Here is a 23,231-nt window from a genome sequence, read left to right on the forward strand (position 1 = left end):
GGGGGGGGAGCCGCTGAACTGGCGGGTGGTCATCGGCATGGTGATCGTGCTCGCCGGGATCCTGCTCACCCGGCTCGATCAGCTACTCCCCGGCCGGGCACTCACACGAGGCGCCGGTCGCTCGCCCAGCGGGACAGCTCGTACCGGTTCGACAGCTGAGTCTTCCGCAGCACGCTCGACACATGCGTCTCCACGGTCTTGACGGAGATGAACAGCTCCGAGGCGATCTCCTTGTAGGCGTATCCGCGGGCCAGCAGCCGGAGCACATCGCGCTCCCTCGGGGTCAGCAGGTCCAGCTCCGGATCGGAGATCGGGGCCGCGCCCGGCCGGTCGGCGAACGCGTCGAGCACGAATCCGGCCAGCCGCGGGGAGAACACCGCGTCCCCGTCCGCGACCCGCTTGATGGCCCCGACCAGATCGCTCGAGGAGATCGTCTTCGTGACGTAGCCGCGCGCGCCCGCCCGGATCACGGCGATCACATCCTCGGCGGCGTCCGAGACCGAGAGCGCGAGGAACACGACATCCGGCTGCTCGGTGTGCACCCTGCGCAGCACCTCGGCCCCGCCCCCATCGGGCATGTGCACGTCGAGCAGGACCACCGCGGGCGCGAGCTTGGCGATCCCGGCGACGGCCTCGGCCACCGAACCGGCCTCCCCGATGATCTCGACCTCGCCACCGGAGATCGACTCGAGCTCGGCGCGCACCCCGGCGCGGAACAGCGCGTGGTCGTCGACCAAGAATACCCGCACAGCGTCAGTCATGCCCCGTACTGTACCGCCCGGCGCACCTGGCCCGGAGGAATTCACCTCCCCGCGACGGCGGCGCGCGGCATCCGCAACTGCACCTCGGTGCCCTCGCCGGGACCGGTGCGAATACGCGCCTCACCCCCGTTGCGCGCCATCCGGCCCTTGATGGAGTCGGCGACCCCGTGCCGGTCCTCGCTCACCGCATCCGGATCGAAGCCCGCTCCCCGGTCGCGCACGAACAGGGCCACCGCCTCGTCCTCGACCTCGGCGTACAGGCTCACCTGGCGCACCCCGGCGTGTTTGGCGGCGTTGACCATGGCCTCCCTGGTCGCCTGCACCGCGGCCCGCAACCGGTCGTCGAGCTCGCAGTCCCCGACCGCGACCTGTTCGACCTCGATCGCGAAGGTGTCCTCGACCTCGCTGACCGCCTGCTCGAGCGCGGCACTCAAGGTGTCCGGCTCGGATCCCTCGGCGGCACCCGGTTCGGTCGGCACCGATTTGCGCCCGTAGCCGTCCGGCCCGTAGAGCCAGGTGCGCAGTTGCCGCTCCTGTCCCCTGGCCAGCCGGGCCACCTCGCGCGGGGACTCCGACTGCTTCTGGATGAGCGCGAGCGTCTGCAGCACCGAATCGTGCAGGTGCGCGGCGATCTCGGCGCGTTCCTCGGTACGGATCCGGGCCCGGCGCTCCTCGCCCAGTTCCCGGACCATGCGCAGCCACCACGGCAGGGTCAGCACCGCGACCCCGAGCAGCGCCACGACCACGGCGAGCGCGACGAACTGGGTCAGCCCCAGGCTGCGCCCGTTGACCAGTACGAGCACCAGCCCGCCGAGCACGAGCAGGGTGCCGAACGCGACCCGCAGCGCCCCGCTCGTGCCGCCCTTGCCGACGACCCCGCTCGCCCACCGCTTGCGCTGCGCGGCGTCCGCCTCCCGCCAGACGACGGCGGCACCGGCGAGCACGATGATCAGCGGCGCGCCGTACCTGCTCACCGTGACCCCGGCGAAATCGCTCAGCGCGAAGGCCAGCGCGCAGGCGAGCACGAGCAGCGCGATCGCCTGCTGGCGGCCACGCCCGGAGTCCTCGTGCACCGGGGCGTCCTGGCTCTCCTGGCGCACGAACAGCCACAGCATCGCGTAGGCGGCGATCCCCGCTCCGCCGAGCGCGACCAGGACCGCGAACACGGCGCGCACCCACAGCACGCGCACCCCGAGGTGTTCGGCGACCCCACCGGCGACCCCGCCGACGATGCGCCCGGTGCGGTGCCGGTACAGCTTCGGCGGGCCGGTGTTCTCCTCGAACTCGCGCGCCGGTGGCGGCACACGCAGGTCATCGGCTCCCGGACTCACGATCGCATCGTCCCACGCGATCGGCGGGTGTTTCATCGGGGAATAACCCGGAGCCGGGATTTCAGGGGCGTCCCCGATACCGCGGCCGTGCGGTCTTCCCGCATGCTGGGGGCCATGGAATCCAGCAAGCCGGCCGGGCGCCGCCTCGAGGAGGTCCTGCGCGATTTCTGGGCGACCCGCCCGGAGCGGCCGCTGGTCGGGCGCCGGTTCGCCGGGGTCGCCGCCGCCCTCGGCAATCGGTACTCCATCGATCCGACGCTGATCCGGGTGGTCTTCGTGACCTGCACCGTGTTCGGCGGCTCCGGGCTGGTCTGCTACCTGCTCGGCTGGCTGCTGCTGCGCAAGCAGGGCGATCGGGCCTCGGCATTCGGTTCCATGGTCGGCCGCGGAACGAGCTCGGTGTCCAGCCTGTTCACCCTGCTGCTGTGCCTGGCCCTGATTCCCGCGAGCGGGGTCATGCTCGGCGGGGACTTCCTGCTCGGCGGACCGCTCGGGGGCCCGATCGGGTTCGCCGGGCTACTCGTGGCGCTCTATCTGCTGCACAGTTCGCGCGCGCACCTCGCCGTGGCACCGCAACCGGTCGGCTGGGCCGAGGAGACCGGTGCGCGCCGGGGCAGCGTCACCGCCCCGGTCACCGATCCGGCGTCCTGGGACGCGCTCGGGGCGGCCCCGTTCGCCTGGGAGCTGACCGAACCATCGCGGACCCCGCAGCAGGCGCCCCCGCCGCCGCGCAAGCCGCGCAGATCCAAGAAGGTCGGGCTCATCGGGCTCGTCGTCACGCTGTTCGCGATCGCCGGTTGCGTGCTGTTCGCCGACGCCTCGGACGGCTGGATGACCCCGGCGCACGCGGCGGCCATCGTGCTCGCCGCGGTGGGCACCACGATGATCCTCGGCTCCTTCGCCGGTGGCGGACGCGGGCTCATCGTGCTAGCCGTGCTGTTCGCGGCCGGTTCACTGCTGGCCATGCGCGCCGACCTGAGCGGAACGCAGAACGAACGGTTCACCCCGACGCGGATCGACCAGGTCCAGGCCGAGTACCGCAACGATCTGGGTTCCCTGCATCTCGACCTGACCCGGCTCCCGGAAAGCGGAACGGTGCACACCTCGGTGACGACCAAACTCGGCGCCGCGACGGTGACCGTGCCGCGCACCGCGGACGTCACCGTCGACTGCGAGACACGGCTGGGCAAGCTCGACTGCCTCGGCACCAAGAGCAGCGGCACCGACCCCAGCCCGGTGTCCAAAGTGGACAACGGAACGAACGGAAAGGGCGGCCTGGTGATCGACCTCGACGCGAACACCGACCTCGGCACCGTGGAGGTGCGCCGTGGCTGACCGGAACACCCCGGAGCACGCACCGGAACGCAGGCGAAAGCTGGACCCGGTGACCCTGGTCGCGGGGATCGCCTCGGTGCTGATCGCGGCCTATGTGCTCACCGACGGGCAGTTCGGGGTGCCGTTCCTCGACGGCCGCTGGCTGCTCGCCGGGGGAACCGCGGTCGTCGGCGCGCTGCTGCTGCTCAGCTCACTGCGCCGGAAACGGTGACGCTCACTCCCACTCGATGGTGCCCGGCGGCTTGCTCGTCACGTCCAGCACCACCCGGTTGACCTCGGCGACCTCGTTGGTGATCCGGGTGGAGATGCGCTCGAGCACCTCGTAGGGCAACCGCGTCCAGTCCGCGGTCATCGCGTCCTCGCTGGACACCGGACGCAGCACGATCGGGTGGCCGTAGGTACGCCCATCGCCCTGCACCCCGACCGAGCGCACCTCGGCGAGCAGCACGACCGGGCACTGCCAGATGCTTCCGTCCAGCCCGGCGGCGGTGAGCTCCTCGCGGGCGATCGCGTCCGCGCTGCGCAGGACCTCCAGCCGGTGCTCGGTGACCTCTCCGATGATGCGGATCCCCAGCCCGGGCCCGGGAAACGGCTGCCGGTTGACCATCGGTTCGGGCAGGCCGAGCTCCACACCCACCTTGCGCACCTCGTCCTTGAACAGCGCGCGCAGGGGTTCGACGAGGGAGAACTGCAGATCCTCGGGCAGCCCGCCGACGTTGTGGTGGCTCTTGATGTTCGCGGTCCCGGAACCGCCGCCGGACTCGACCACATCCGGGTAGAGCGTGCCCTGCACCAGGAATTCCACTCCGCCCTCGCGCAGTTCGCGTGCCGCGGCCTCGAAGACCCGGATGAACTCCCGGCCGATGATCTTGCGCTTCTGCTCCGGATCGGTGACCCCGGAAAGCGCGGTGAGGAATCGCTCGCGCGCGTCGATGGTGCGCACCTCGACCCCGGTCGCGGCGACGAAGTCCCGCTCGACCTGGGCGCGCTCCTCGGCGCGCAGCAGGCCGTGGTCGACGAACACACAGGTGAGCCGGTCCCCGATGGCCCGCTGCACCAGCGCGGCGGCCACCGCGGAGTCCACCCCGCCGGAGAGCGCGCAGATCGCGCGGGCATCCCCGATCTGCTCGGTGATCCGCGCGACCTGTTCGTCCACAATGGACGCAACCGTCCACTGTGGACGAATCCCGGCGATCTCGTAGAGGAAGCGGTGCAGCACCTGCTGGCCGTGCGGCGAGTGATGCACCTCCGGGTGGTACTGCACCCCGGCGAACCGGCGCGCGGTGTCCTCGAAAGCGGCGACCGGGGCACCTTCGCTGGCCGCGGTCACGGTGAACCCCTCGGGTGCCTCGGTCACCGAGTCCCCGTGGCTCATCCAGACCGGCTGACGCTCGGGGAGCTCGGCGTGCAGCACCCCGGCAGCGGTTTCGCACCGCAGTTCGGTGCGGCCGAACTCCCGTGCCCCGGTGTGCGCGACGGTCCCGCCGAGCGCGCGCGCCATCACCTGGAAGCCGTAGCAGATACCGAGCACCGGGACACCGAGCTCGAACAGCTTCGGGTCCAGTGCGGGCGCGCCGTCCTCGTAGACGCTCGACGGGCCGCCGGACAGGATCAGGGCGAGCGGTTCCCGTTCGGCGATCTCGGCGACGCTTGCCGTGTGCGGCACCACTTCCGAGTACACCTGCGCCTCGCGCACCCGGCGCGCGATGAGCTGGGCGTACTGGGCGCCGAAGTCGACAACGAGCACGGGGCGGGAGCTGGTATCCGTCACGGCCCTCAGTTTAAAGCAGCCCTTACCTGCGCTGATTACCTGCCCGTTCACCTCGGCACCCGGTCCACGAACCGCGTCGTGTAGGTCTTGGCCAGATCGATCCGGTCCTTGCGCGGTTTGACGTTCACCGAGAACTCGGACAGCACGTTCAGCACATTGCGCGCACCCTCGGGGTTCATCCGCCCGTCGCCGTTGAACATCCGCACCGAATCGGCGATCGAGCGCTCGTAGAGCTCCTTGCCGCCGGAGGCGAACGAGGGCGGCATCTTCGCGGCGATCTGTCCCGGGGTGTGCGTCTTCATCCAGCGCAGCGTGCCGACCAGGGCGTTCGCCAGCTTCTGGGCGATCTCCGGATAGCGCTGCACGATCTGGCAGCTCATGTACAGCGAACTCGCCGGATAGAGCCCGCCGAGCGCGGCCCGCGTGCCCTGCTCGGTGCGCAGATCGGTGAGGATCCGCCCCTTACCGGTGCTGGTCAGCCTGGCCACCGTCGGATCGGTGGTCATCCCGGCGTCGATCGCCTGGTTGTCCATATTGGCGATGAACGTCTGCCCCGCCCCGACCTTGACCGGGGTGAACTCGTCCGGGTGCACCCCGGCCCGGTTGGCCAGCGCCTTGGTGAGGAAATCGGTCGAGGAACCGAGCGAGGTGATCCCGAGGTTGTGCCCGCGCACATCCCGCCAGCCGCGGATCCGGCCCGCCTTGTTCGCGGCGACCATCTCCACCTCCCCCGGCACGTTCGCGAACTGGACAACGCTTGTCAGGCATTGGTCCTTGGCCTGCAGGTCGATCGTGTGGTCGTAGAAGCCGACCACCCCGGCCACCTCACCGGCGAGCAGGGAGGTCTCCGCGGTGGCCCCGTCCGGTTGGGACAACAGGCTCACATCGATGCCCTGGGCGCGGAATCCGCCGAGCCGCTCGGTGAGCATCGCGGGCAGATAGATGACCTTGTCCAGGCCGCCGACCATGATGGTGATCTTCGGTTTGCCGTCCGCGCCCATGGGCAGGGTGCGGGAATCCCGGCAGCCGGCCACGCTCGCGCACAGGGCGAGCAGCACGGCACACAGTGCGATCGTCCGTTTCATGTCACAACTCCGATACCGCGCTGCCGGAAACCTTGGGGCGCCAGCGCAACAGCCGGTTCTCCGCGGTCCCGATGAGCCATTCGGCGAGCAGGGCCACCACGGTGATCACGATCATCCCCGCGTAGATGCCGGGGGTGTCGAAGGTGCCCTGCGCGTTGGCGATCAGGAAGCCCATCCCGGACTTCGCGCCCGCGTACTCCCCGACCACCGCGCCGATGAGCGCGAAGCCGAACGCGATGTGCAGCGAGGAGAGGATCCAGGATGTCGCGCTGGGCACCACGATGGTGCGCAGCACGGCGATCCGGCTCGCACCCAGGATGCGGGCGTTGTCGATCAGATTGCGGTCCACCTCGCGGGCACCGGTGAAGGCGTTGAAGAACACCGCGAAGAACACCAGCACCACCACGGTCGCGACCTTGGAACCGAGCCCGAGGCCGAACCACACGATGAACAGCGAGGCGAGCACGATCCGCGGTACCGCGTTCGCCGCCTTGATGAACGGATTGAGCACCTCGGCGAGATAGGTGCTCCGGCCGAGGATCACCCCGAGCAGCACCCCGAGCACCGCTCCGATGAAGAATCCGAGCACCGATTCCTCCACGGTGGTGAGCAGATTCGCCCAGATCGAACCGAAATCGGTGCCGATGGTGAACCACTCGTAGAGCCGGTTCGCGATCGCCGAGGGTTTCGAATAGAAGAACGGGTCGATCCAGTAGGTCGCGGCCAGTTCCCAGCTGCCGAGCCAGACCACGATGATGGCGAGCCGCAGTCCCCACACCTTCACGGCCCGTTTGCGTTTCGCGGCACGCACCGAATTGGTGAGGAATTCCTCGCTCTGCACGGTTTCGATCGTCATTTCCGCGCCCCCATTTTCCGGGTCTTGTCCACTTCCTCGGAAAGCGAGGACCACACCTTGCGATAGATGGCGAGGAACTCCTCGGTGATGCGCAGCTGTTCGACATCCCGCGGTCGGTCCAGCTCGATCCGGAATTCGGCCTTCACGGTCGCCGGTGCTGCGGTCATGACCACGACCTTGTCCGCGAGCGCGATCGCCTCGTCCAGATCGTGGGTGACGAAGATGACCGCCGCACCCGTGCCCTCCCACAGGCGCAGCAGCTCGCCCTGCATCAGTGCCCTGGTCTGCACGTCCAGCGCGGAGAACGGCTCGTCCATCAGCATGATGGCCGGCGAGGTCACCAGTACCTGGGCGAGCGCCACACGTTTGCGCATCCCGCCGGAGAGCTGATGCGGGTAGTAGTGCTCGAATCCGGCGAGCCCGACCCTGGCCACCCAGTCCCGCGCCTGTTCGCGGGCCTCGCGTTTGCTCGTGCCCCGGTAGCGCGGACCGGTGGCGACATTGTCCAGTACCGAACGCCAGGGAAGCACCGCGTCGGTCTGGAACATGTAGCCGATCCCGTCCGGGATTCCGGTCACCGGGGCGCCGCGCACCGAGACCGCGCCCGCCGAGGCGGGTTCGAGCCCGGAAACCAGGGAAAGGGTCGTGGATTTTCCGCAGCCGGTCGGCCCGACGACGGCGACGAACTCACCGGAATCGACGGACATACTCAGCTCGCGGACCGCGGTGTGGATCCCGCCGGTTCCGGTGGGGAACCGTTTGGTCGCACCGCGCAACTCGATCAACATCTCGCTCTCCTCGTTGAGGGCACTGCGGCACCGACGGCGCTGCGGCCCGCCGGTCTCCGGCGACCGTAGGGAACCGGGGCCGGGTAGCCAAGTTTGTGCGCGATCTCCGCGGACAACTGAGCATTACCCGCGTTCTGCGCATTGTGCGCGCCCCCGGGCACGACCGGGTACGGTTCGCCCGTGGCAGGACTGCAGGCGCGGAAACCGGTGCGGTTCACCTGGCAGATCCTGCTCCTGCAACTGCTCGTAGTCCTGGTGTTACTCGGCGCAGGAATCGGGTTCGCCTTCCTGCTGCTGGGTTCGGAGGCCTCGCACGAGGCGGGCACCAAGGCGCTGGCGATCGCGCGCACCGTGGCCAGCGCGCCCGGGGTGCCCGATGCGGTGGCCGAACGCCGCTCCGCCGGTACCCTGCAGCGCTACGTCGCCGCGCTGCGCGACCGGTCGAACGTGCTGTTCGTGGTGATCACCGACGACAAGGGCATCCGGCTGGCGCACCCGAACCCGGAGCGGATCGGCAAACCGGTGAGCACCGATCCCTGGCAGGCGCTGGCGGGCAAGGAAGTCGTGAACGTGCATCAGACCGGTACGCTCGGCGCCTCCATCCGCAGCAAGGTTCCGGTGCGCTGGCAGGGCCGGGTGGTCGGCGAGGTCAGCGTGGGCTTCGACAGCGATGTGCCGCAAGAGGTGCTCTCCCGCAGGCTCGGCGTGTTCCTCGCGTTCAGCGCCGCGGCCCTCGCTCTCGGGCTCGGCGTGGCCGCGTTGCTGACCTGGCGACTGCGCCGCCAGACACTCGGCCTCGAACCCTACGAACTGACCGGGCTGGTCAGCGAGCACGAGGCGGTGCTGCACGGGATCGGCGAGGGGGTGCTCGCGCTGGACCCGGCGAAGCGGGTGACGGTGCACAACGCCGAGGCGGCCGAACTGCTCGGGGCCCAGCCGCGGGACGGCGCCCCGTACCGCGAACTGGAACTGCCCGCCAGGCTCGCCGCGGCGATCGAGGACGGCCGGGAGATCGACAATCTGGTCACCATCGCGGGAACCCGGGTGCTGCTCGCCCGGCTACGCACCGTCCGCAGGGGCACCCGCGAACTCGGCATGGTGATCACCCTGCGGGACCGCACCGAGGTGGAAACACTGACCAGGGAACTGGATTCGGTGCGCGGGCTCACCGACGCGTTGCGCGCGCAGCGGCACGAGTTCACCAACCGGCTGCACACCCTCTCCGGGCTGCTCCAGATCGGGCACACCGAGGAGGCCGCGGACTATCTCGGCACTCTCACCGAAGGCGCCACCGCGGGCGAGGCGGTCGATGCCGAACGGGTCGCCGATCCGCATCTGCGTGCCCTGCTGTACGCCAAAACCGTTGCCGCCCAAGAGAAAGGCGTCACGCTCGGGGTCGGCGAGGCGAGCCTGGTGCTCGGCCGGGTCACCGATCCGCTCCGGGTGACCACGGTGCTCGGCAATCTGGTGGACAACGCGATCCGGGCGGCCGCGCTCGGGCACAGCCGCCCGTGCCGGGTCGAGGTGGATGTGCTCTCCGAGGGGGCAACACTGCATCTCGCGGTCGCCGATTCCGGTGACGGGGTACCGGAATCCTTGCGGGAGTGGATCTTCGAGGAGGGTATGTCCACAAAGGACGGTCCGGGGCACGGTATCGGGCTGGCCATCGCGGCACGCGCGGCCGCCGGGCACGGGGGAACACTGCGGCTGGCCGGACCCGATTCCGCGAACGAACCGGGTGGCGCGCTCTTTCTCGCCGTACTGCCGAATATCCTGGCCCCGGAGGTACCGAAATGATCAGGGTGCTCGTGGTCGACGACGATTTCCGGGTCGCCGGCCTGCATGCCGAGTTCACCGCGAGCGTGGCCGGGTTCCACGTCGAGGGTGTGGCGCACAGCGCGGCCCAGGCACGGGCGCGAATCGCGGAGACCCGCCCGGACCTGCTGCTGGTGGACATCTATCTGCCGGACGGCTCCGGGCTCGAACTGGTGCGCGCGCACCAGGGCGACACGATCGTGGCCTCCGCCGCCGATGACGCGGACACGGTGCACGCCGCACTGCGCGCCGGTGCCGTGGGCTATCTGATCAAACCGTTCGCCGCCGAAGCGCTCACCGCGCGGCTGCGTGGCTATCGCGCGTTCCACGAACAGCTCACCGGCCCGCGCCTCGGGCAACAGGACGTCGACGCCGCACTGCGCAGCCTGCACGCCGGTGAACCGAGCCCCCGGCGGGCCTGTTCCGCGACCACCGGACTGGTCGCGGAACTGCTCGAACGCGCCGGTGCCGCCCTTTCCGCCGCCGAGGTGGCCAGGGAACTCGGCATCGCCCGGGCCACCGCACAACGCCATCTCGGCTCGCTCACCGAGCAGGGCACCGTCCGCATGGGGCTGCGCTACGGTTCCACCGGCCGCCCCGAACACGAATACACCTGGACCGGTGCGCATGGGTGAATCCAGCGATGTGCCCGCACTGCGCCGGGGCCTGGCCATCCTGCGCCTGCTCGGCAGCCACGTGAACCCGATGACCGCCTCGGCCATCGCGGGCACCCTCGAACTGCCCCGGTCCACGACCTACCACCTGCTCGCCGAACTCACCGAGGCCGGATTCGTCACCCACCTCCCCGAGGAGAACCGCTACGGGCTCGGCCTGGCCACCTTCGAACTCGGTTCGGCCTACGTGCGCCGCGATCCCCTCGAACGGCTCGCCCGCCCCCTGCTGCGCGGGCTCGTCGAACGCACCGGGTACACCGCGCACCTCGGCATCCTGCACGGCGCCGAGGCGCTGTACCTCGCCCGCGAACAACCGGCCACCACCCAGGGACTGGTCACCGCCGTCGGGGTGCGCCTGCCCGCCGCGCTGCCCGCATCCGGTCGCGCCGTGCTCGCCGGGATGCCCGCCGCGCAGGTGCGCGCCCTGTTCCCGAACGCCGATGCCTTCGTGGACCGCACCGGGCGGGGACCCAAGACCCTACCCGCCCTGCGCGCCCTGCTCACCGAGGAAGCCAGGCGCGGCTGGTCCATCGAGGACGGCTTCGTCAGCGAGGGATACGCCTCCGTCGCCGCGCGGGTACACGACCACGACGGTCGCCCGGTCGCCGCGATCAGCGTGACCTTCCGGCACGTCTGCGCCGGAGACTGCGCGAACACCTGGCCGGAACTGGCCGCCGAGGTCCGCGCCGCGGCCGGTGAGCTCACCGCGCGGATCGGCGGGCGCGGTTGAGTTCTGCCCAGTGACTGCGATTCCGGTTTCACCGATCATACGACGACAGCGTAATACGATACGTGATACGATTCATGTCATGACTGGAGCTACGGTGAGTTTCCGGGCCGACGAATCCACCGTCGAGGCAATCGAGTGGCTGCTGGAGAACACGGATGGCAGCGATCGCTCCGAGGTGATCCGGCGTGCGATCCTCGACGAGGCGCGCCAACTCCAGAACGACCGCATTCGCGCCCAAGCCGAGGCGATCGCGGCCGATGAGGACGACCGGGCCGAAATGCGTGCGGTCCGCGCCGACCTGGACGCCATCCGTGCGTGGTGACGTCTACCGGCTAAGAGCCCCCAAGAACACCCGGGGACACGAACAACGCGGCCAGCGGTACGCGGTCGTATTGCAATCCGACCTCCTGCCGTTGTCGACGTGGTTGGTCGCACCGACATCGACCAGCGCACGCGCAGCCGATTTTCGGCCCGAAATCGAGATCAGCGGAAAACCCACCCGCGTACTCGTCGAGCAGACCACTGCGGTCGATCCCGAGCGGCTCGACGACATGGCCGGGCACCTCACAACCGCCGAACTGCTCGCGATCGATCGCGCCGTCCGAATCGTGTTCTCCCTGACCTGATCGCGCCGCGGCCGGTGAGCTCACCGCGCGGATTGGGGGCGCGGTTGAGTTTTTCCTCCCTGGCGAAGAACGCGCGCGCCGGGCGGCGGCGCAGCAGGACCAGCAGCGTCAGGGCGACCAGGGCCTGCGCCGCGAACAGCGCCGTCACCCAGGCCGGGTACTGGCCGGAGAAGACGAGATAGCCGTAGACGACCACGCCGATCGCGGAGACCACGTGTGCCCGGATGTAGGCGCGGCGTTTGCCCCGGTACAGGTCGCGCACCACGAAGGCGTACACGAGCGTCATGACCGCGATCGTGCCCGGCCGGGACCACAGCTGGCCGGCGAGCACGTCATGGGTCTGCTCCCACTGCGCGGGTGGCACCGCGAGTGCGTGCAGCTGGTGGTTCAGGATCTGCTCGCGGAACAGGATCGTGAGCACCGCGACGACGGCGCCGATACCGAGGTTGACGAACAGCACGCGGACGATCGCGTGCGCGGGATTCGATTGTGTTGGCATGCCGCCATTGCACAGCGGCGCGCCCCGGCAGCGACACGGCGAAAAGCAGCCGCGGCCCCCTGCGAAAGTCGAACCCCCGCGACACTTTCGCCGCTGCCACACGGGACCGTCACATGAGGTTGTTGGCCCGCAGGAATTCCTCGGCGATGTCCACCGGATCGCGTTTGGCCACGGTGTACTCGTCGTCGAGCTTGGCGAGCTTCTCGGTGGTGAGTGCCGCGGAGAGCCGGTTCAGGATGCCCTGCTCCCGTTCGGTCAGCGCACCCTTGGCCGCGAGCGGGACGATGTGCTGGGCCGGGAACATGTGCTTCGGATCGGCGAGCGGAACGAACCCGTTGGCCGCGATCCGCGAGTCGGTGGAGAACATGTCGACCACCTGCGCCTTGCCGGACTTCAACGCGGCCACGGTCACCGGTCCCCCGGTGTCGGTGGTGGTGAGCTGGCGGAAGGTGCAGCCGTAGCGCTTCTTGATCTTGGCCTCCCACCGGTCCGGCCACTGTCCGGGCCCGCCGAACACGAAGTCCCCGCAGCGCGGCCCGAGATCGGCGAGCGAGCGGATCCCGGTGCCCGCGGTCTCTTTCTTCACCACCAGGACATCCTTGTCCTCGGCGGGCGCCTGCTCGAGGACGTCGAGCGAGGGCGGCAGCGCCTTGCGCAGTTCGCGGTAGACCTGGCCGGATTCGGTGGCCTGATTGGGTTTGTCGAAGTACTGCAACAGGTTGCCGCTGTAGTCGGGGGTGAGCGAGAGCGACTTGTCCTGCAGCGCCTTGACCACGACCTCGCGGCCGCCGACCGGCGGTCGGATGACCACGTTGCGCGCCCCGCCCTTGGTCAGCGCGGTCGCGTAGAGCTGCGCGATGACCAGGTTCTCCGGGACATCGGAGGAACCGATGATGATCTCGCCCCGGTTGCCGCCCTCGCCACCGCCCTTGAGCGGGTCCCCGCAACCGGCGAGCAGGGCGGCCGCGCACAGCACGGCGAACAGTTTGCGCTTCATGCGGGCGCCTCCGCGGTGGCCGGTTTGGTCTCCATGCTGCGTCCCGCGGCAACGGCCGCGGCGACCCGCAGCCCGTACGGCACCACGATGCGCTGGATCCCGGCGAGTACGAGATCCGCGGCCATCGCGAGCAGCGCGGTGAACAGTGCCCCCGCGACGACCTTGGGGTAGTCGAGCACCGCCAGCCCGTCGAGCAGCAGCCGGCCGAGGCCACCTAGCCCGACGTAGGCGGCGACCGCGGTGGTCGCGACCAGTTGCAGCATGGCGTTCCGGATCCCGCCGAGCAGCAGCGGAACCGCGATCGGGAACTCCACCTGGAACAACCGCTGCCAGCCGGTCATGCCGACCCCGGTCGCCGCGTCCAGCGCACGCTCGTCCGCGGAGGCGATCCCGGAGTAGGTTCCGGCCAGGATCGGCGGAATGGCCAGCACCACGAGCCCGATGATCGTGGCCGGTTTGCTCTCGGTGAAGATGAGGAACAGGAAGGTCACCAGGCCGAGGGTCGGCAGCGCGCGCACGATGTTCGCCAGGCCGACCAGCACCACGCCGCCGCGCCCGGTGTGCCCGACGAAGGCACCGAGCGGAACAGCGATCACGGTCGCGATGCCGAGCGCGAGCAGACAGAACCCGAGATGCTCCCAGAGCCGGGGCCAGATCCCGTCCGGCCCGGTCCAGTGCGCGGGATCGCCGAGCCAGGTGACGATATCGCCGATCATGTGCTCACACCTCGCTGCCAGGGGGTCAGGAATTTACGCATGGCCACGAGCACCAGGTCCACGACGAGCGCGAGCAGCAGGGTCAGCACGATGCCCACGATGATCGGGGCGAAGTACTCGCGCGCGAACCCGTCGGTGAACAGCACCCCGAGCCCGCCGGTTCCGATGATCGCGCCGACCGTGACCAGGCTGATGTTGCTCACCGATGCGACCCGGACCCCCGCGGCGAGCACCGGGATCGCGAGCGGCAGCTGGATCGCGAAGAACCGGCGCAGCGGGCGGTAGCCCATCGCGGTGGCCGCGGCGACCACGCTCGCGTCGATGGAGTCGAGTGCCTCGATCACCGGGCGGATCAGCAGCGCGGTCGTGTAGAGCGAGAGCGCCACGATCACGTTCACCGGGTCGAGGATCCGGGTGCCGATGATGCCCGGGATCACCACGAACAGCGCCAGCGAGGGCAGCGTGTAGATCAGGTTGGCCGGTACCAGGAAGAAGCCGCGCAGCCGCCGGGTCCGGTGCGCGACCGCGCCGATCGCGATGGCCAGCACCACCCCGATGACCAGCGGGAGCAGCGCCAGGTACACGTGCTGGCCGAGGTCACCGAGAATCGCGGCGCGGGTGTTCGCGCTGCCGAGGAATTCGCCTAGTTCATCAAACATCGGATACTCGTTCCGGTTTGCTGCCCTCGATGGTCTCCAGCACGGTCTGCGAGGGCACCACGCCCCGGAAGGTCCCTTCCCCGTCCACGACGACCGCGAAGTTCGCCGGGCTGGACAGTGCCGAGTCCAGCGCCCCGCGCAGCGGGGATCCCTCCAGGTACAGCGAACCGTTCGGGCTCAGCGCGGACTGGGTGACCACGCCGTCCGGCACCGTTCCCGGGGCCAGCCAGCCGCGCGGGCGGTTCTGTTCGTCGAGCGCGAGTGTCCAGTCCCCGGTCGGCCCGTCGAGTGGTTCGCCGAACCGGGTGGTCGGCACGGCCTGCAGTTCGAACGCGCCCGGTTCCACGAAGGACAGCCCGCGGTAGCCACGGTCCCGGCCGACGAATCCGGCGACGAACTCGTCCGCAGGCTGGCGCAGCACCTTCGAGGGCTCGTCGTACTGCGCGAGCTTGCCGCCCTCGCGGAACACGGCGACCTTCTCGCCGAGCTTGACCGCCTCGTCGATGTCGTGGGTGACGAACACGATCGTCTTGTCCAGTTCCGCCTGCAGCCGGAGCAGCTCGTCCTGCAGCTCGTCGCGCACCACCGGGTCGACGGCGGAGAACGGCTCGTCCATGAGCAGGATCGGCGGGTCGGCGGCGAGCGCGCGGGCCACCCCGACCCGCTGTTGCTGACCGCCGGACAGCTGCGCGGGATAGCGCTCGGCGAGCTCCTCGGAAAGGCCGACGACATCGAGCAGCTCGCGGGCCCTCGCGCGCGCCTTGGGCTTCTTCTCCCCGGAGAGCATGGGCACGGTCGCGATGTTGTCCACCACGTTGCGGTGCGGGAACAGCCCCGAATGCTGGATGACGTAGCCGATGCCCCTGCGCAGCAGCGCGGGATCGGACTCCATCACATCCTTGCCATCGACAAGGATCCGGCCCGAGGTCGGGTCGAGCATGCGGTTCACCATCCGCAGCGAGGTGGTCTTGCCGCAGCCGGACGGGCCGACGAACACGGTGATGCTGCCTGCTTCGACGCGCAGGTCGAGATCATCGACCGCCGTCGCGCCGTCGTCATAGCGTTTCGTGACGGATTGGAATTCGATCACTGGTGCCGTCCGAGGTCACGACGGCCTCCCTACAGCCGCCTGCGCTTCTTTTCCCGACCCTAACCCGAGCCACCGACAAACCGGGCCGATCCCACGATGTTGAGACCGGTTATTCCTGGATGAGGGCCCGGAACTCGGCCGCGGGCAGCGGCCGGGAGAACAACCAGCCCTGATATTCGTCGACTCCCTCGGCGCGCAGGGTCTCGAACTGCTCCACCAGTTCGACACCCTCCGCGACGCAGCGGCGGCCCATCGCGTTCGCCAGATCCACCACCGCGCGCACTACCGCGGTGTCCGAGGTGTCGTGGTTGACCCCGGCGACGAATTTCCGGTCCACCTTGATGATCTGCACCGGCAGATCCTTGAGCCGGGCCAGCGAGGAATATCCGGTGCCGAAGTCGTCCACGGCGAACTGCACCCCGTCCGCGACGAGTTCGCGCATCACCGCGATGCCCTCCGCGGGCAGGGTCACGAGCGAGGTCTCCACGAGCTCGAGCACCACCCGCGAGGGGTCGATCCCGGTCTCGGCGAGCACCGCGCGCACCGTCTCGTCGAATTCCTGGGTTCCGGGCAGCAGCGCGGAGAGGTTCACCGCGACCCGCACCGGGCGCCCGCTGTCCGGCCAGCGGCTCGCCTCGCCGAGCGCGCTGCGCAGCACCCAGTTGTCCAGCGCCCGCAACAGATCCGCCTCCGCGGCGACCGTCAGGAACTTGTCCGGGGACAGCATTCCGCGCTCCGGGTGGTCCCAGCGAACCAGTGCTTCGGCACCGACGACGACCCCCTGGGTGTCCACAATGGACTGGAAATGCAGCATCAGCCCGGAATGCGGGTCCGCGCCCGCCAATGCCTGGCGCAGCTGGGATTCCAGTTGCAGTTTGCCGCCCATGGACTCGATCAGCGCGGCACCGGCGACCGAGAAACTGCCGCTGCCCCCGCGCTTGCTCTCGAACATGGCCGCGTCGGCGAACCGCAACAGGTCCACCTCGCTGTCCAGGCCGTCGCTCGGCACAGCGGCCCCGATGGACACCGAGACCTGCACCTGCTGGCCGTGCACGACCGCGGGCTGCCCGAGCAGTTCGCTGATCCGCTCGGCGAGCCGGTCGAGCCCGCCGACCGCGCGCACATCCGAGCACACCACCACGAACTCGTCCCCGGAATGCCGCGCGGCGACGCAGTGCGGGGGCAGTTCGGTGCGCAGCCGCTCGGCGAGCGCGATGAGGACGTCGTCGCCGAAGTCGTGGCCGAGCGAATCGTTGATCCGCGCGAAATTGTCCACATCGCAGAACAGCACGGCCAATTGCGCGGCGTGCCCGTTCGCCAGCAGCGCCCGCAGTTCGGCCTGCACCCCGGCGCGATTGAGCAGCCCGGTCAGCTCGTCCACCCCGCGCGGCTTCGCGTCCATGCCCTGCTCGCCGACGTCGGTGTACATCATCACCCAGAACGTGCGGCCGTCGTCCTGCACCGAGGCCGCGGTGCGCACCTCGCACTGCACCCCGGAACCGTCCGCCCTGCGCACCGTGTACCGGCGGGGCTGGCCGCTCGAGGCCTCCGCGTACTCGAAGAAGGACTCGTAGGAGCAGGGCTGGTCGTCATCGTGGGCGAGCTCGGTGACCGCCATGCCGACCACCCGTTCGCGGGAGGTGCCGAGCAGCTCGCACAGCGCCTCGTTCACATCGGCGATCCGCGCCTGGTCGTCCACCAGCGCGATTCCCATCGGGCTGGCCGCGACCAGATCGGCGTAGCGCTGCCCGGACCGTTCCACCTTCGTCTCGGCCAGCCACTGCTCGGTGAGATCGTAGGCGGAACCGACCAGCCGCCGGTTCCCCTCGGCGTCGGTCTTGCGCTCGGCGAACACGTGGATCTTGTGCGGGTTCCCGTGCATATCGGTGAACCGGGCCTCGAACTCGGCGGACTTCCCGGTCCGCAGCACCGTCCGGCACTGCTGCCACACCCGCCTGCGGTCCTCCTCGTGCAGCCGCTCGAGAAGAGCCTCGGCGCCCGGCTGGTCGTCTGTCGCGAACCGCCACAGTTCCCGCAGCCGCGCGGACAGCCCCACGGTGCTCGCCCCGGCGTCCCAGGACCAGGTGCCGATCTCCAGTACCCGGTTGAGCCCGGCGAGCCGGGTCTCCCCTTCCTCGACGGCCTGCTCGAGTTCGCGCAGCCGGGTCAGGTCGTGCACGTTCCCGACCAGCCACTGCTCGCCGTTCTCGTCGGTGATGCGTTCCCCGTAGACGTAGACCCGCTTGTAGTGGTCCTCGCCGTCCCGGTAGCGCAGCTCCACCTCGCCGCTGCCCACCGGGCCGAGCACCCGGGAGATCGCCGCCTCGAGTTTGGCCTTGTCGTCGGCGTGGATCCGTTCGAGCGCCCGCTCGAAGGTGCCGACCCGCTCGGCATCCAGGCCGAACACCTCGTAGGCCTCCGCGCCGATCTCCAGTTCGGCGGAACCGACCCGCCAGGCCCAGCTGCCGATCCGGGCGGTCCGGCGCGCCTCGGCCAGCTGCACCCGGTCGTGCGCGACCTCCCGTTCCAGTTCGCGCAGCCGGGTCAGGTCGTGCACGGTGCCGATGATCCGCCGGTAGGTGGCCTCCGGATTGCTGGCCACCTCGCCGTAGACGCGCAGCACCCGGATCGCGCCACCGGGCTGCACCACACGACACTCCACATCGGCGCGCAGCGGTCCGTCGGTATAGCTGAGCCTGCCGAGGCTGTTCGCCACCGCGAGCCGGTCGTGCCGGTGCACGACCTCGTTGAGCCGTTCCCTGGTGATCGGGTTGCCGTCGTTCGCGATGCCCAGCAGCTCGCGCAGCGCGGGGCTGCACTCGACGGCTCCGGTCGCGCCGTCCCAGGACCAGGTCGCGACCCCGGTCACCTTGCCCGCCCCGGAAAGCAGCGCCTCGTGCTCGGCGAGCTGGCGTTCCAGGACCCGCTGCTCGGTCACGTCGTGGGTGGTCCCGATGAACCGTCGGGCACCGCCCGGTCCGATGGTGACCTCGGCGTGCATCCGCAGCATCCGCCACTGCCCGTCCGGCAGCGCGGCGCGGAACTCCAGATCGGTGACCACGGACTGGTCCGGATCGGTCGCGTTCGCCATGTACAGCGCGATCCGGTCGCGGTCCTCGGGATGGATCACGTCGAGCACATCCCGGGTGCGCACCGGTCCCGGCCGGTCCGGGAAGAACAGCCCGCGGAAACCGACCGAGAACGTGATGAGCTCGGCGATCGGATCCCATTCCCAGGTGCCCAGGTCCATGACCCGGCCCGCGCCGGGAGCCCGCAGCTCGTCCGTGATCGCACGCTGGCGCAGTTCGCGCAGGCTCGTCACGTCGTAGACGGTGCCGACCATCCGCATCGGCCCGCCCATGTTGTCGGTGACGATGGTGAGGTAGTTGCGCAGAGTCCGTACCTCGTCGCCGAGCAGGATGCGGAACTCCGTCTCCGGGGCCACCACGCGGCCCTCCCGCACGCTCTGCTCGTACTGCGCGGCGACCGTCTCGCGGTCCTCGGGATGCAGGATCCGCAGCACCCGTTCGAGGGTGATCTCCTCCGCGCGGCCGAAACCGAACATCTCCCGCAGGGTGTCGCTCGGCTCGATACGGGCGGTGGTGGTGTGCAGTGTCCATGCCCCGATCCCGGGAGCGCGGTCCAGGGAGAACAGCACGTCGTCGTCGGCGAGCCTGCGCTCGAGGGCCCGCTGCCTGGTGATGTCCCTTGTCAGGCCGAACACGATCCTGCGGCCCTGGTGCTCGAACCAGTCGATGTGCACCGCGAGGATCAGTTCCTCGCCGTCCGGGGTGATCACCGGGAACTCGACATCGGTCTTCGGCGGCCGGTCCCCCTCGAGCTGTTCGACGAGGCGGAACAGGCCCTCCCGCTCGGCCTCGGGCACCCGCTCGCCGAGGAACTGGTCGATGTAGAGCACATCCCCGCCGAGTTTGAGCATCGCGCGCAGCTCCGGGGAGACCATGATCTCGCGCTGCGTGGTGTCCCACTGGAAGGAACCGACATCGCCGAAACTGACCATGCTGCGCCAGCGCGCCTGATCCTCGCTGACCTTGCTCTCGAGCTTGCGCAGATTGGTCAGGTCCCGGCACACCCCGCGGATCACCCGGGTGCCGTCTTCGCGCGCGGTCGCGTGGATGCTCGACTCGATCGCCCGCTGCGCCTCACCCGCACCGATCCGCAGTTCGATGTGCGTCGGCGTGGTCACCGAAGGATCGACCCAGCGCCGGATGGTGTTGTCCAGCACCTCCCGGTCGTCCTCGTCGAGCAGCGCGTAGAAATCGCTGATCGGCAGCGGCTCGCCCTCGGCGACCCCGGTGATCATGCTGATCAGGCCCCAGGTGTGGCAGACCTCGCTGCCCGGAACCCACTCCCAGACCCCGGCCTCGATGTGACTGGCCAGCCCGCGCAGCCGCTCCTGGTCCTGGGCGTGTTCCCGCTCCAGCTCGCGTACCTCGGTCACATCCCGCACGGTCGCCCTGGCCAGCGGGATCCGGCCGGGCCGTTCGAGCACGCTCACCCGCACCTCGAGGGTGCGGTACCGCTGCCCGTCCCAGACCCGCATCTCGGTGTGTTCCACGGTCGGAGTCCCCGGCTCCGGCCACCAGTCGAACTCCGCGGCGATGCGCGAACGATCCGCCGGATGCACCGCCTCGAGCAGATCGCGAATGCCGGTGCGGCCCTGCTCGTCCGAGCCGAGCAGCTCGTGCAGGATCCCCCAGCAGGTGAAGCTGTCCGAACCGCCCTCGCGCTCCCAGAACCCGATCCGTGCGCTGGCGGTGAGCTCGTGCAGCCGTTCCCGATCCTGGGCGTGTTCGCGTTCGAGCGCGCGCACCTCGGTCACGTCCCGCACCGTGCCGCGCAGCAGCAGCACACCGTCGGCGCGCCTGCGTGCCTCGATGCGTGACTCGATGATGCGGTAGTCCCCGCCTTCCCGGACCCGCAGATCGAGCTGGCCGGTCGCGGGCGGTTCCCGGCCGCTCAGTTCCCCGATCAGCTCGGCGAGCGCGGCCCGGTCCTTGGGGTGCACGAGCGCGTAGTACACGTCGAGCGCGGCGACCCCGTTCTCGTCCGCCCCGGTGACCTCGCGGGCGAGCCCCCAGCAGCTGAAGCTCTCCGCGCCGGGAACCCATTCCCAGACCCCGATCCCCTCACGGCTGGTGATCTCACGCAGTCGCTCCCGGTCGTCGGCGATCTCGCGCTCCAGTGCGCGCATCTTCGTCACGTCCCGGCAGGTCGCCCGGACGAACCGGGGACCGTCCGCGGGCTCGTTGAACTCCAGATGGGTCTCGATCACATAGGTCCGGCCGTCGAGCACGCTCCGGAAATCGAAGGGGCCCGGGATGCGCTGGCCCTCGCGGATCCGCTGGAGGATCTCCCACGCGGTGTCCCGCTCCCCATCGGGAATGAAACCGAGCAGGGTCGCCAGTGGCACCACGCCGCTGCCGTCGGCGGAATCGCTGGCGCGCTCGCGCAGAATCCCGTAGAGAACGCAGTGATCCTTGTCGATCTCCCATTCCCAGCCGCCGACCTCGGAGTAGCGGGCGATATCGCGCAACCGCTCCCGGTCGTCCCCGATGTGCTCGCGGTCCTGCCCGGAACCGGTGATGTCGCGTACCGTACCGACCAGTCTCGGCGGGCCGTTCTCGTCCACGAACCGGCCGATGACCCGCAGCAGCCGCGTCGACCCGTCCTCGGCGATCGCCCGGAAGTCCAGTTCCTTGTCGTCGTTGCTGCCCTTGACCAGGCCGGCGCCGAATTTCCGTACCCGTTCGGCGTCCTCGGGGTGGATCCGGCCCTGGGTCACGGTGATGTCCAGCGGCCCGGACGGCAGCCCGAACGCCTCGAAGACCCCGCCGGTGAGTTCCACCAGCTCGCTGTCGAAGTTGACCGTCCAGGTACCGGTGTCCGATGCGCTGCCAAGGCCACCGGCGCGCGCCCGCTCGTCGGTGAGGTCGCGCTCCAGTTCCCGCAGCTCGGTCATGTCCTGCACGGTGCCGAACACCTGGTAACCGCCCTCGGCGGTCTGCCCGCCGAACTGGCTGTTCCAGCGCAGCCAGCGCACCGCACCGTCCGGGCGCACCAGACGGCACTCCACCTCGGGCGCCAGCACCTCCAGGTCCTCATCCGTCCGGTCGACCACCTGGGCCACGGCTTCCCGGTCGTCCGGGTGGATCATGGCCCGCAGCACCGACCGGTCCAGTGCCTCGGTCGGTTCGAGCCCGAGCAGCACGCAGGCCTGCGCGGAAAGGTGCACCACATCGCCCCCGGTCACCCGCTGCCAGGTGCCGATCCCGGTGGACTGGCTCAGCCCGCGCAGCTGCATCCGCTGCTCGGCGACCTGGCGCTCGAGCGCGCGCAGCCGGCTCACGTCCTGCACGGTCCCCCCGATACCGACCACCTCGCCGGTGTCGTCGAGTTCCGGGTAGGTGTGCACGAGCATGCACCTGTCGCCCTCGATCGAGCGCAGTTCCATGCGGTGCGGACCGGGCAGTTCCCCGGCGACGATCGCGTCGAGCTGGCGCTGCGCGGCCGGACGGTCCTCCGGATGCACCGCGTCCAGCATGTGCGCGGCGTCCTTGTCCGCCGGTTCGAGTGCCTTCGCCGCGCGGCCGCTCGTGCTCAGGGCGCCGGTGCGCAGGTCGACGTGCCAGTGCCCGACCTCGGCGGCCTCCTGTGCGCGCCGCAGCAGCTCACTGTCCTGTTCGGGCTTGCCGTAGAAGTCGTCGATCTCGGAGACGTATCCGACCGTCACCCCTTCCTCGACCCGTTCGGCCACGCAGCACACCCGGGTGATGCCGCCGTCGAAGGCGAGGCAGCGGGCCACGAACAGCATCCGCTCGTGGGTACGCAGGTGCGCGCGCCAGGCATCGCGGGCGCGGGCCACGTCGTCCGGGTGCAGCAGCTGCACCAGCGCGTCGAGCCCGGTGGAGAGCATGCCCGGCATGAGCCCGAGTACCGGGTAACCACTCGGCAGCCACTGGGTGGTGCGGGTGCCCGGCTCGTAGGTGAAGGCCGCGGTGTGCGAGATCCGCAGCAGCTCCAGATACCGCCGGAGCAGGGCGGCCCGGGCCGAGACCCGCTTGGACCGGTCGGTGAAGCAGACGTGGAACAGCTCGCCGCTCTCGGCGGGCAGCCGCGTGGCGCGCACCGGGATCCGGGCCCCGTCGGCGAGCTGGAGCAGCGGCGCGCCCCGATCGTCGGCGCTGAGCAGGTCCTCGAGGTGCTTGCCGCGAACCGTGTCCTCGTCCGCCTGGTAGAGATCGGTGAACGCCGCATTACAGCGCACGACCCGCCCATCGGCCGCGCAGGTGAGCGCGGCCTGTTCCGGCAGATCAACGGGCACGGAGACCCGAGTGGGAACATGCGCTCGCGTATCGGTCACCGTCACCTCGCTCTCGGCGCGCACACCTACGCACGTCGTCAGTCGATTAGAGCAGTTTGCCCCGCTCAGGGCTCCGATCGGGGGACAATACGTTAACTATGTCTCACTCGACTC

Annotated in this window: 19 protein-coding genes; 7 read left to right on the forward strand and 12 right to left on the reverse strand. The window is 69.8% G+C overall.

The features are described 5' to 3' along the window. Positions 1-101: 101 nt before the first annotated feature. Together AD72_RS09445 and AD72_RS09450 are read right to left on the reverse strand one after the other, a co-directional pair. A complete protein-coding gene (locus AD72_RS09445) occupies positions 102-761 on the reverse strand; it encodes a response regulator (RefSeq protein ID WP_031466061.1) in 660 nt (219 codons plus the stop codon). A 41-nt stretch (positions 762-802) separates the two neighbouring features. Further along, positions 803-2,128, reverse strand: coding sequence for an ATP-binding protein (locus AD72_RS09450; RefSeq protein WP_037345238.1), 1,326 nt, complete (start codon positions 2,126-2,128; stop codon positions 803-805). A 78-nt stretch (positions 2,129-2,206) separates the two neighbouring features. Between AD72_RS09450 and AD72_RS09455 the strand changes: the two genes are divergently transcribed. Continuing rightward, positions 2,207-3,427 carry a PspC domain-containing protein gene (locus AD72_RS09455; RefSeq protein ID WP_197284914.1) on the forward strand — a complete coding sequence of 407 codons (1,221 nt, stop codon included), beginning with the start codon at positions 2,207-2,209 and terminating at the stop codon, positions 3,425-3,427. Next, a complete protein-coding gene (locus AD72_RS09460) occupies positions 3,420-3,638 on the forward strand; it encodes a hypothetical protein (RefSeq protein WP_031466064.1) in 219 nt (72 codons plus the stop codon). Before AD72_RS09455 ends, AD72_RS09460 begins: the two co-directional genes overlap by 8 nt. A gap of 3 nt (positions 3,639-3,641) precedes the next feature. Here AD72_RS09460 and guaA read toward each other — a convergent pair whose 3' ends face one another. Genes guaA through AD72_RS09480 form a run of 4 tightly spaced genes read right to left on the reverse strand, consistent with a single transcriptional unit; the run spans position 3,642 to position 7,927 of the window. Continuing rightward, positions 3,642-5,198 carry a glutamine-hydrolyzing GMP synthase gene (gene guaA / locus AD72_RS09465; protein ID WP_031466065.1) on the reverse strand — a complete coding sequence of 519 codons (1,557 nt, stop codon included), beginning with the start codon at positions 5,196-5,198 and terminating at the stop codon, positions 3,642-3,644. 47 nt (positions 5,199-5,245) lie between these two features. Beyond that, on the reverse strand, positions 5,246-6,283 hold the full coding sequence (locus tag AD72_RS09470; protein WP_031466066.1) for an ABC transporter substrate-binding protein: 1,038 nt from the start codon (positions 6,281-6,283) through the stop codon (positions 5,246-5,248). 1 nt (position 6,284) lies between these two features. Next, on the reverse strand, positions 6,285-7,139 hold the full coding sequence (locus tag AD72_RS09475) for an ABC transporter permease (protein ID WP_031466067.1): 855 nt from the start codon (positions 7,137-7,139) through the stop codon (positions 6,285-6,287). Continuing rightward, positions 7,136-7,927, reverse strand: coding sequence for an ABC transporter ATP-binding protein (locus AD72_RS09480; protein WP_031466068.1), 792 nt, complete (start codon positions 7,925-7,927; stop codon positions 7,136-7,138). Before AD72_RS09480 ends, AD72_RS09475 begins: the two co-directional genes overlap by 4 nt. Positions 7,928-8,107: 180 nt before the next feature. On the opposite strand from AD72_RS09480, the gene AD72_RS09485 reads away from it, so the two are divergent. From AD72_RS09485 to AD72_RS35510, 5 genes are all read left to right on the forward strand, one after another. Beyond that, positions 8,108-9,724 (forward strand): sensor histidine kinase, encoded by a 1,617-nt coding sequence (locus AD72_RS09485; RefSeq protein WP_231644774.1) that lies wholly within the window; start codon positions 8,108-8,110, stop codon positions 9,722-9,724. After that, positions 9,721-10,377, forward strand: a complete 657-nt coding sequence (locus tag AD72_RS09490; protein ID WP_031466070.1) for a response regulator — start codon at positions 9,721-9,723, stop codon at positions 10,375-10,377. Before AD72_RS09485 ends, AD72_RS09490 begins: the two co-directional genes overlap by 4 nt. Continuing rightward, positions 10,370-11,146: an IclR family transcriptional regulator gene (locus AD72_RS09495; protein WP_031466071.1), complete on the forward strand. Its 777-nt coding sequence runs from the start codon at positions 10,370-10,372 to the stop codon at positions 11,144-11,146. Before AD72_RS09490 ends, AD72_RS09495 begins: the two co-directional genes overlap by 8 nt. 94 nt (positions 11,147-11,240) lie before the next feature. Continuing rightward, entirely contained in the window at positions 11,241-11,468 is a 228-nt protein-coding gene (locus tag AD72_RS09500; RefSeq protein ID WP_051898331.1) for a ribbon-helix-helix protein, CopG family, read from the forward strand. Beyond that, the gene (locus AD72_RS35510) at positions 11,458-11,772 is read left to right on the forward strand and encodes a type II toxin-antitoxin system PemK/MazF family toxin (RefSeq protein ID WP_082468832.1); all 315 of its coding nucleotides are present in this window, start codon (positions 11,458-11,460) and stop codon (positions 11,770-11,772) included. Before AD72_RS09500 ends, AD72_RS35510 begins: the two co-directional genes overlap by 11 nt. Here the strand turns inward: AD72_RS35510 and AD72_RS09505 are convergent. The 6 genes from AD72_RS09505 to AD72_RS09530 all read right to left on the reverse strand — a co-directional run bounded on the left by AD72_RS09505 (position 11,711) and on the right by AD72_RS09530 (position 23,117). Further along, on the reverse strand, positions 11,711-12,271 hold the full coding sequence (locus tag AD72_RS09505; protein ID WP_156365116.1) for a hypothetical protein: 561 nt from the start codon (positions 12,269-12,271) through the stop codon (positions 11,711-11,713). The genes AD72_RS35510 and AD72_RS09505 overlap by 62 nt on opposite strands. Before the next feature lie 109 nt (positions 12,272-12,380). Then, complete coding sequence (locus AD72_RS09510; protein ID WP_031466074.1) at positions 12,381-13,268, reverse strand: ABC transporter substrate-binding protein; 888 nt, start codon at positions 13,266-13,268, stop codon at positions 12,381-12,383. Continuing rightward, positions 13,265-13,984, reverse strand: coding sequence for an ABC transporter permease (locus tag AD72_RS09515; protein ID WP_051898334.1), 720 nt, complete (start codon positions 13,982-13,984; stop codon positions 13,265-13,267). Before AD72_RS09515 ends, AD72_RS09510 begins: the two co-directional genes overlap by 4 nt. Next, a complete protein-coding gene (locus AD72_RS09520) occupies positions 13,981-14,643 on the reverse strand; it encodes an ABC transporter permease (protein WP_031466076.1) in 663 nt (220 codons plus the stop codon). Before AD72_RS09520 ends, AD72_RS09515 begins: the two co-directional genes overlap by 4 nt. Next, entirely contained in the window at positions 14,636-15,733 is a 1,098-nt protein-coding gene (locus AD72_RS09525; protein WP_031466077.1) for an ABC transporter ATP-binding protein, read from the reverse strand. Before AD72_RS09525 ends, AD72_RS09520 begins: the two co-directional genes overlap by 8 nt. Positions 15,734-15,842: 109 nt before the next feature. After that, positions 15,843-23,117: a PAS domain-containing protein gene (locus AD72_RS09530; RefSeq protein ID WP_156365117.1), complete on the reverse strand. Its 7,275-nt coding sequence runs from the start codon at positions 23,115-23,117 to the stop codon at positions 15,843-15,845. Between the last annotated feature and the right edge of the window lie 114 nt (positions 23,118-23,231).

The organism is Sciscionella sediminilitoris, from assembly GCF_000737195.2.
Taxonomy (GTDB): Bacteria; Actinomycetota; Actinomycetes; order Mycobacteriales; family Pseudonocardiaceae; genus Sciscionella; species Sciscionella sediminilitoris.

Bases quoted from the DNA above. Each gene is read 5' to 3' on its own strand.
- AD72_RS09475 (WP_031466067.1), bottom strand. From the start codon at position 7,139: ATGACGATCGAAACCGTGCAGAGCGAGGAATTCCTCACCAATTCGGTG.
- AD72_RS09510 (WP_031466074.1), bottom strand. From the start codon at position 13,268: ATGAAGCGCAAACTGTTCGCCGTGCTGTGCGCGGCCGCCCTGCTCGCC.
- AD72_RS09505 (WP_156365116.1), bottom strand. From the start codon at position 12,271: ATGCCAACACAATCGAATCCCGCGCACGCGATCGTCCGCGTGCTGTTC.
- AD72_RS09470 (WP_031466066.1), bottom strand. From the start codon at position 6,283: ATGAAACGGACGATCGCACTGTGTGCCGTGCTGCTCGCCCTGTGCGCG.
- AD72_RS09515 (WP_051898334.1), bottom strand. From the start codon at position 13,984: ATGATCGGCGATATCGTCACCTGGCTCGGCGATCCCGCGCACTGGACC.
- AD72_RS09480 (WP_031466068.1), bottom strand. From the start codon at position 7,927: ATGTTGATCGAGTTGCGCGGTGCGACCAAACGGTTCCCCACCGGAACC.
- AD72_RS09495 (WP_031466071.1), top strand. From the start codon at position 10,370: ATGGGTGAATCCAGCGATGTGCCCGCACTGCGCCGGGGCCTGGCCATC.
- AD72_RS09450 (WP_037345238.1), bottom strand. From the start codon at position 2,128: ATGAAACACCCGCCGATCGCGTGGGACGATGCGATCGTGAGTCCGGGA.
- AD72_RS09455 (WP_197284914.1), top strand. From the start codon at position 2,207: ATGGAATCCAGCAAGCCGGCCGGGCGCCGCCTCGAGGAGGTCCTGCGC.
- AD72_RS09520 (WP_031466076.1), bottom strand. From the start codon at position 14,643: ATGTTTGATGAACTAGGCGAATTCCTCGGCAGCGCGAACACCCGCGCC.
- AD72_RS09490 (WP_031466070.1), top strand. From the start codon at position 9,721: ATGATCAGGGTGCTCGTGGTCGACGACGATTTCCGGGTCGCCGGCCTG.
- AD72_RS09445 (WP_031466061.1), bottom strand. From the start codon at position 761: ATGACTGACGCTGTGCGGGTATTCTTGGTCGACGACCACGCGCTGTTC.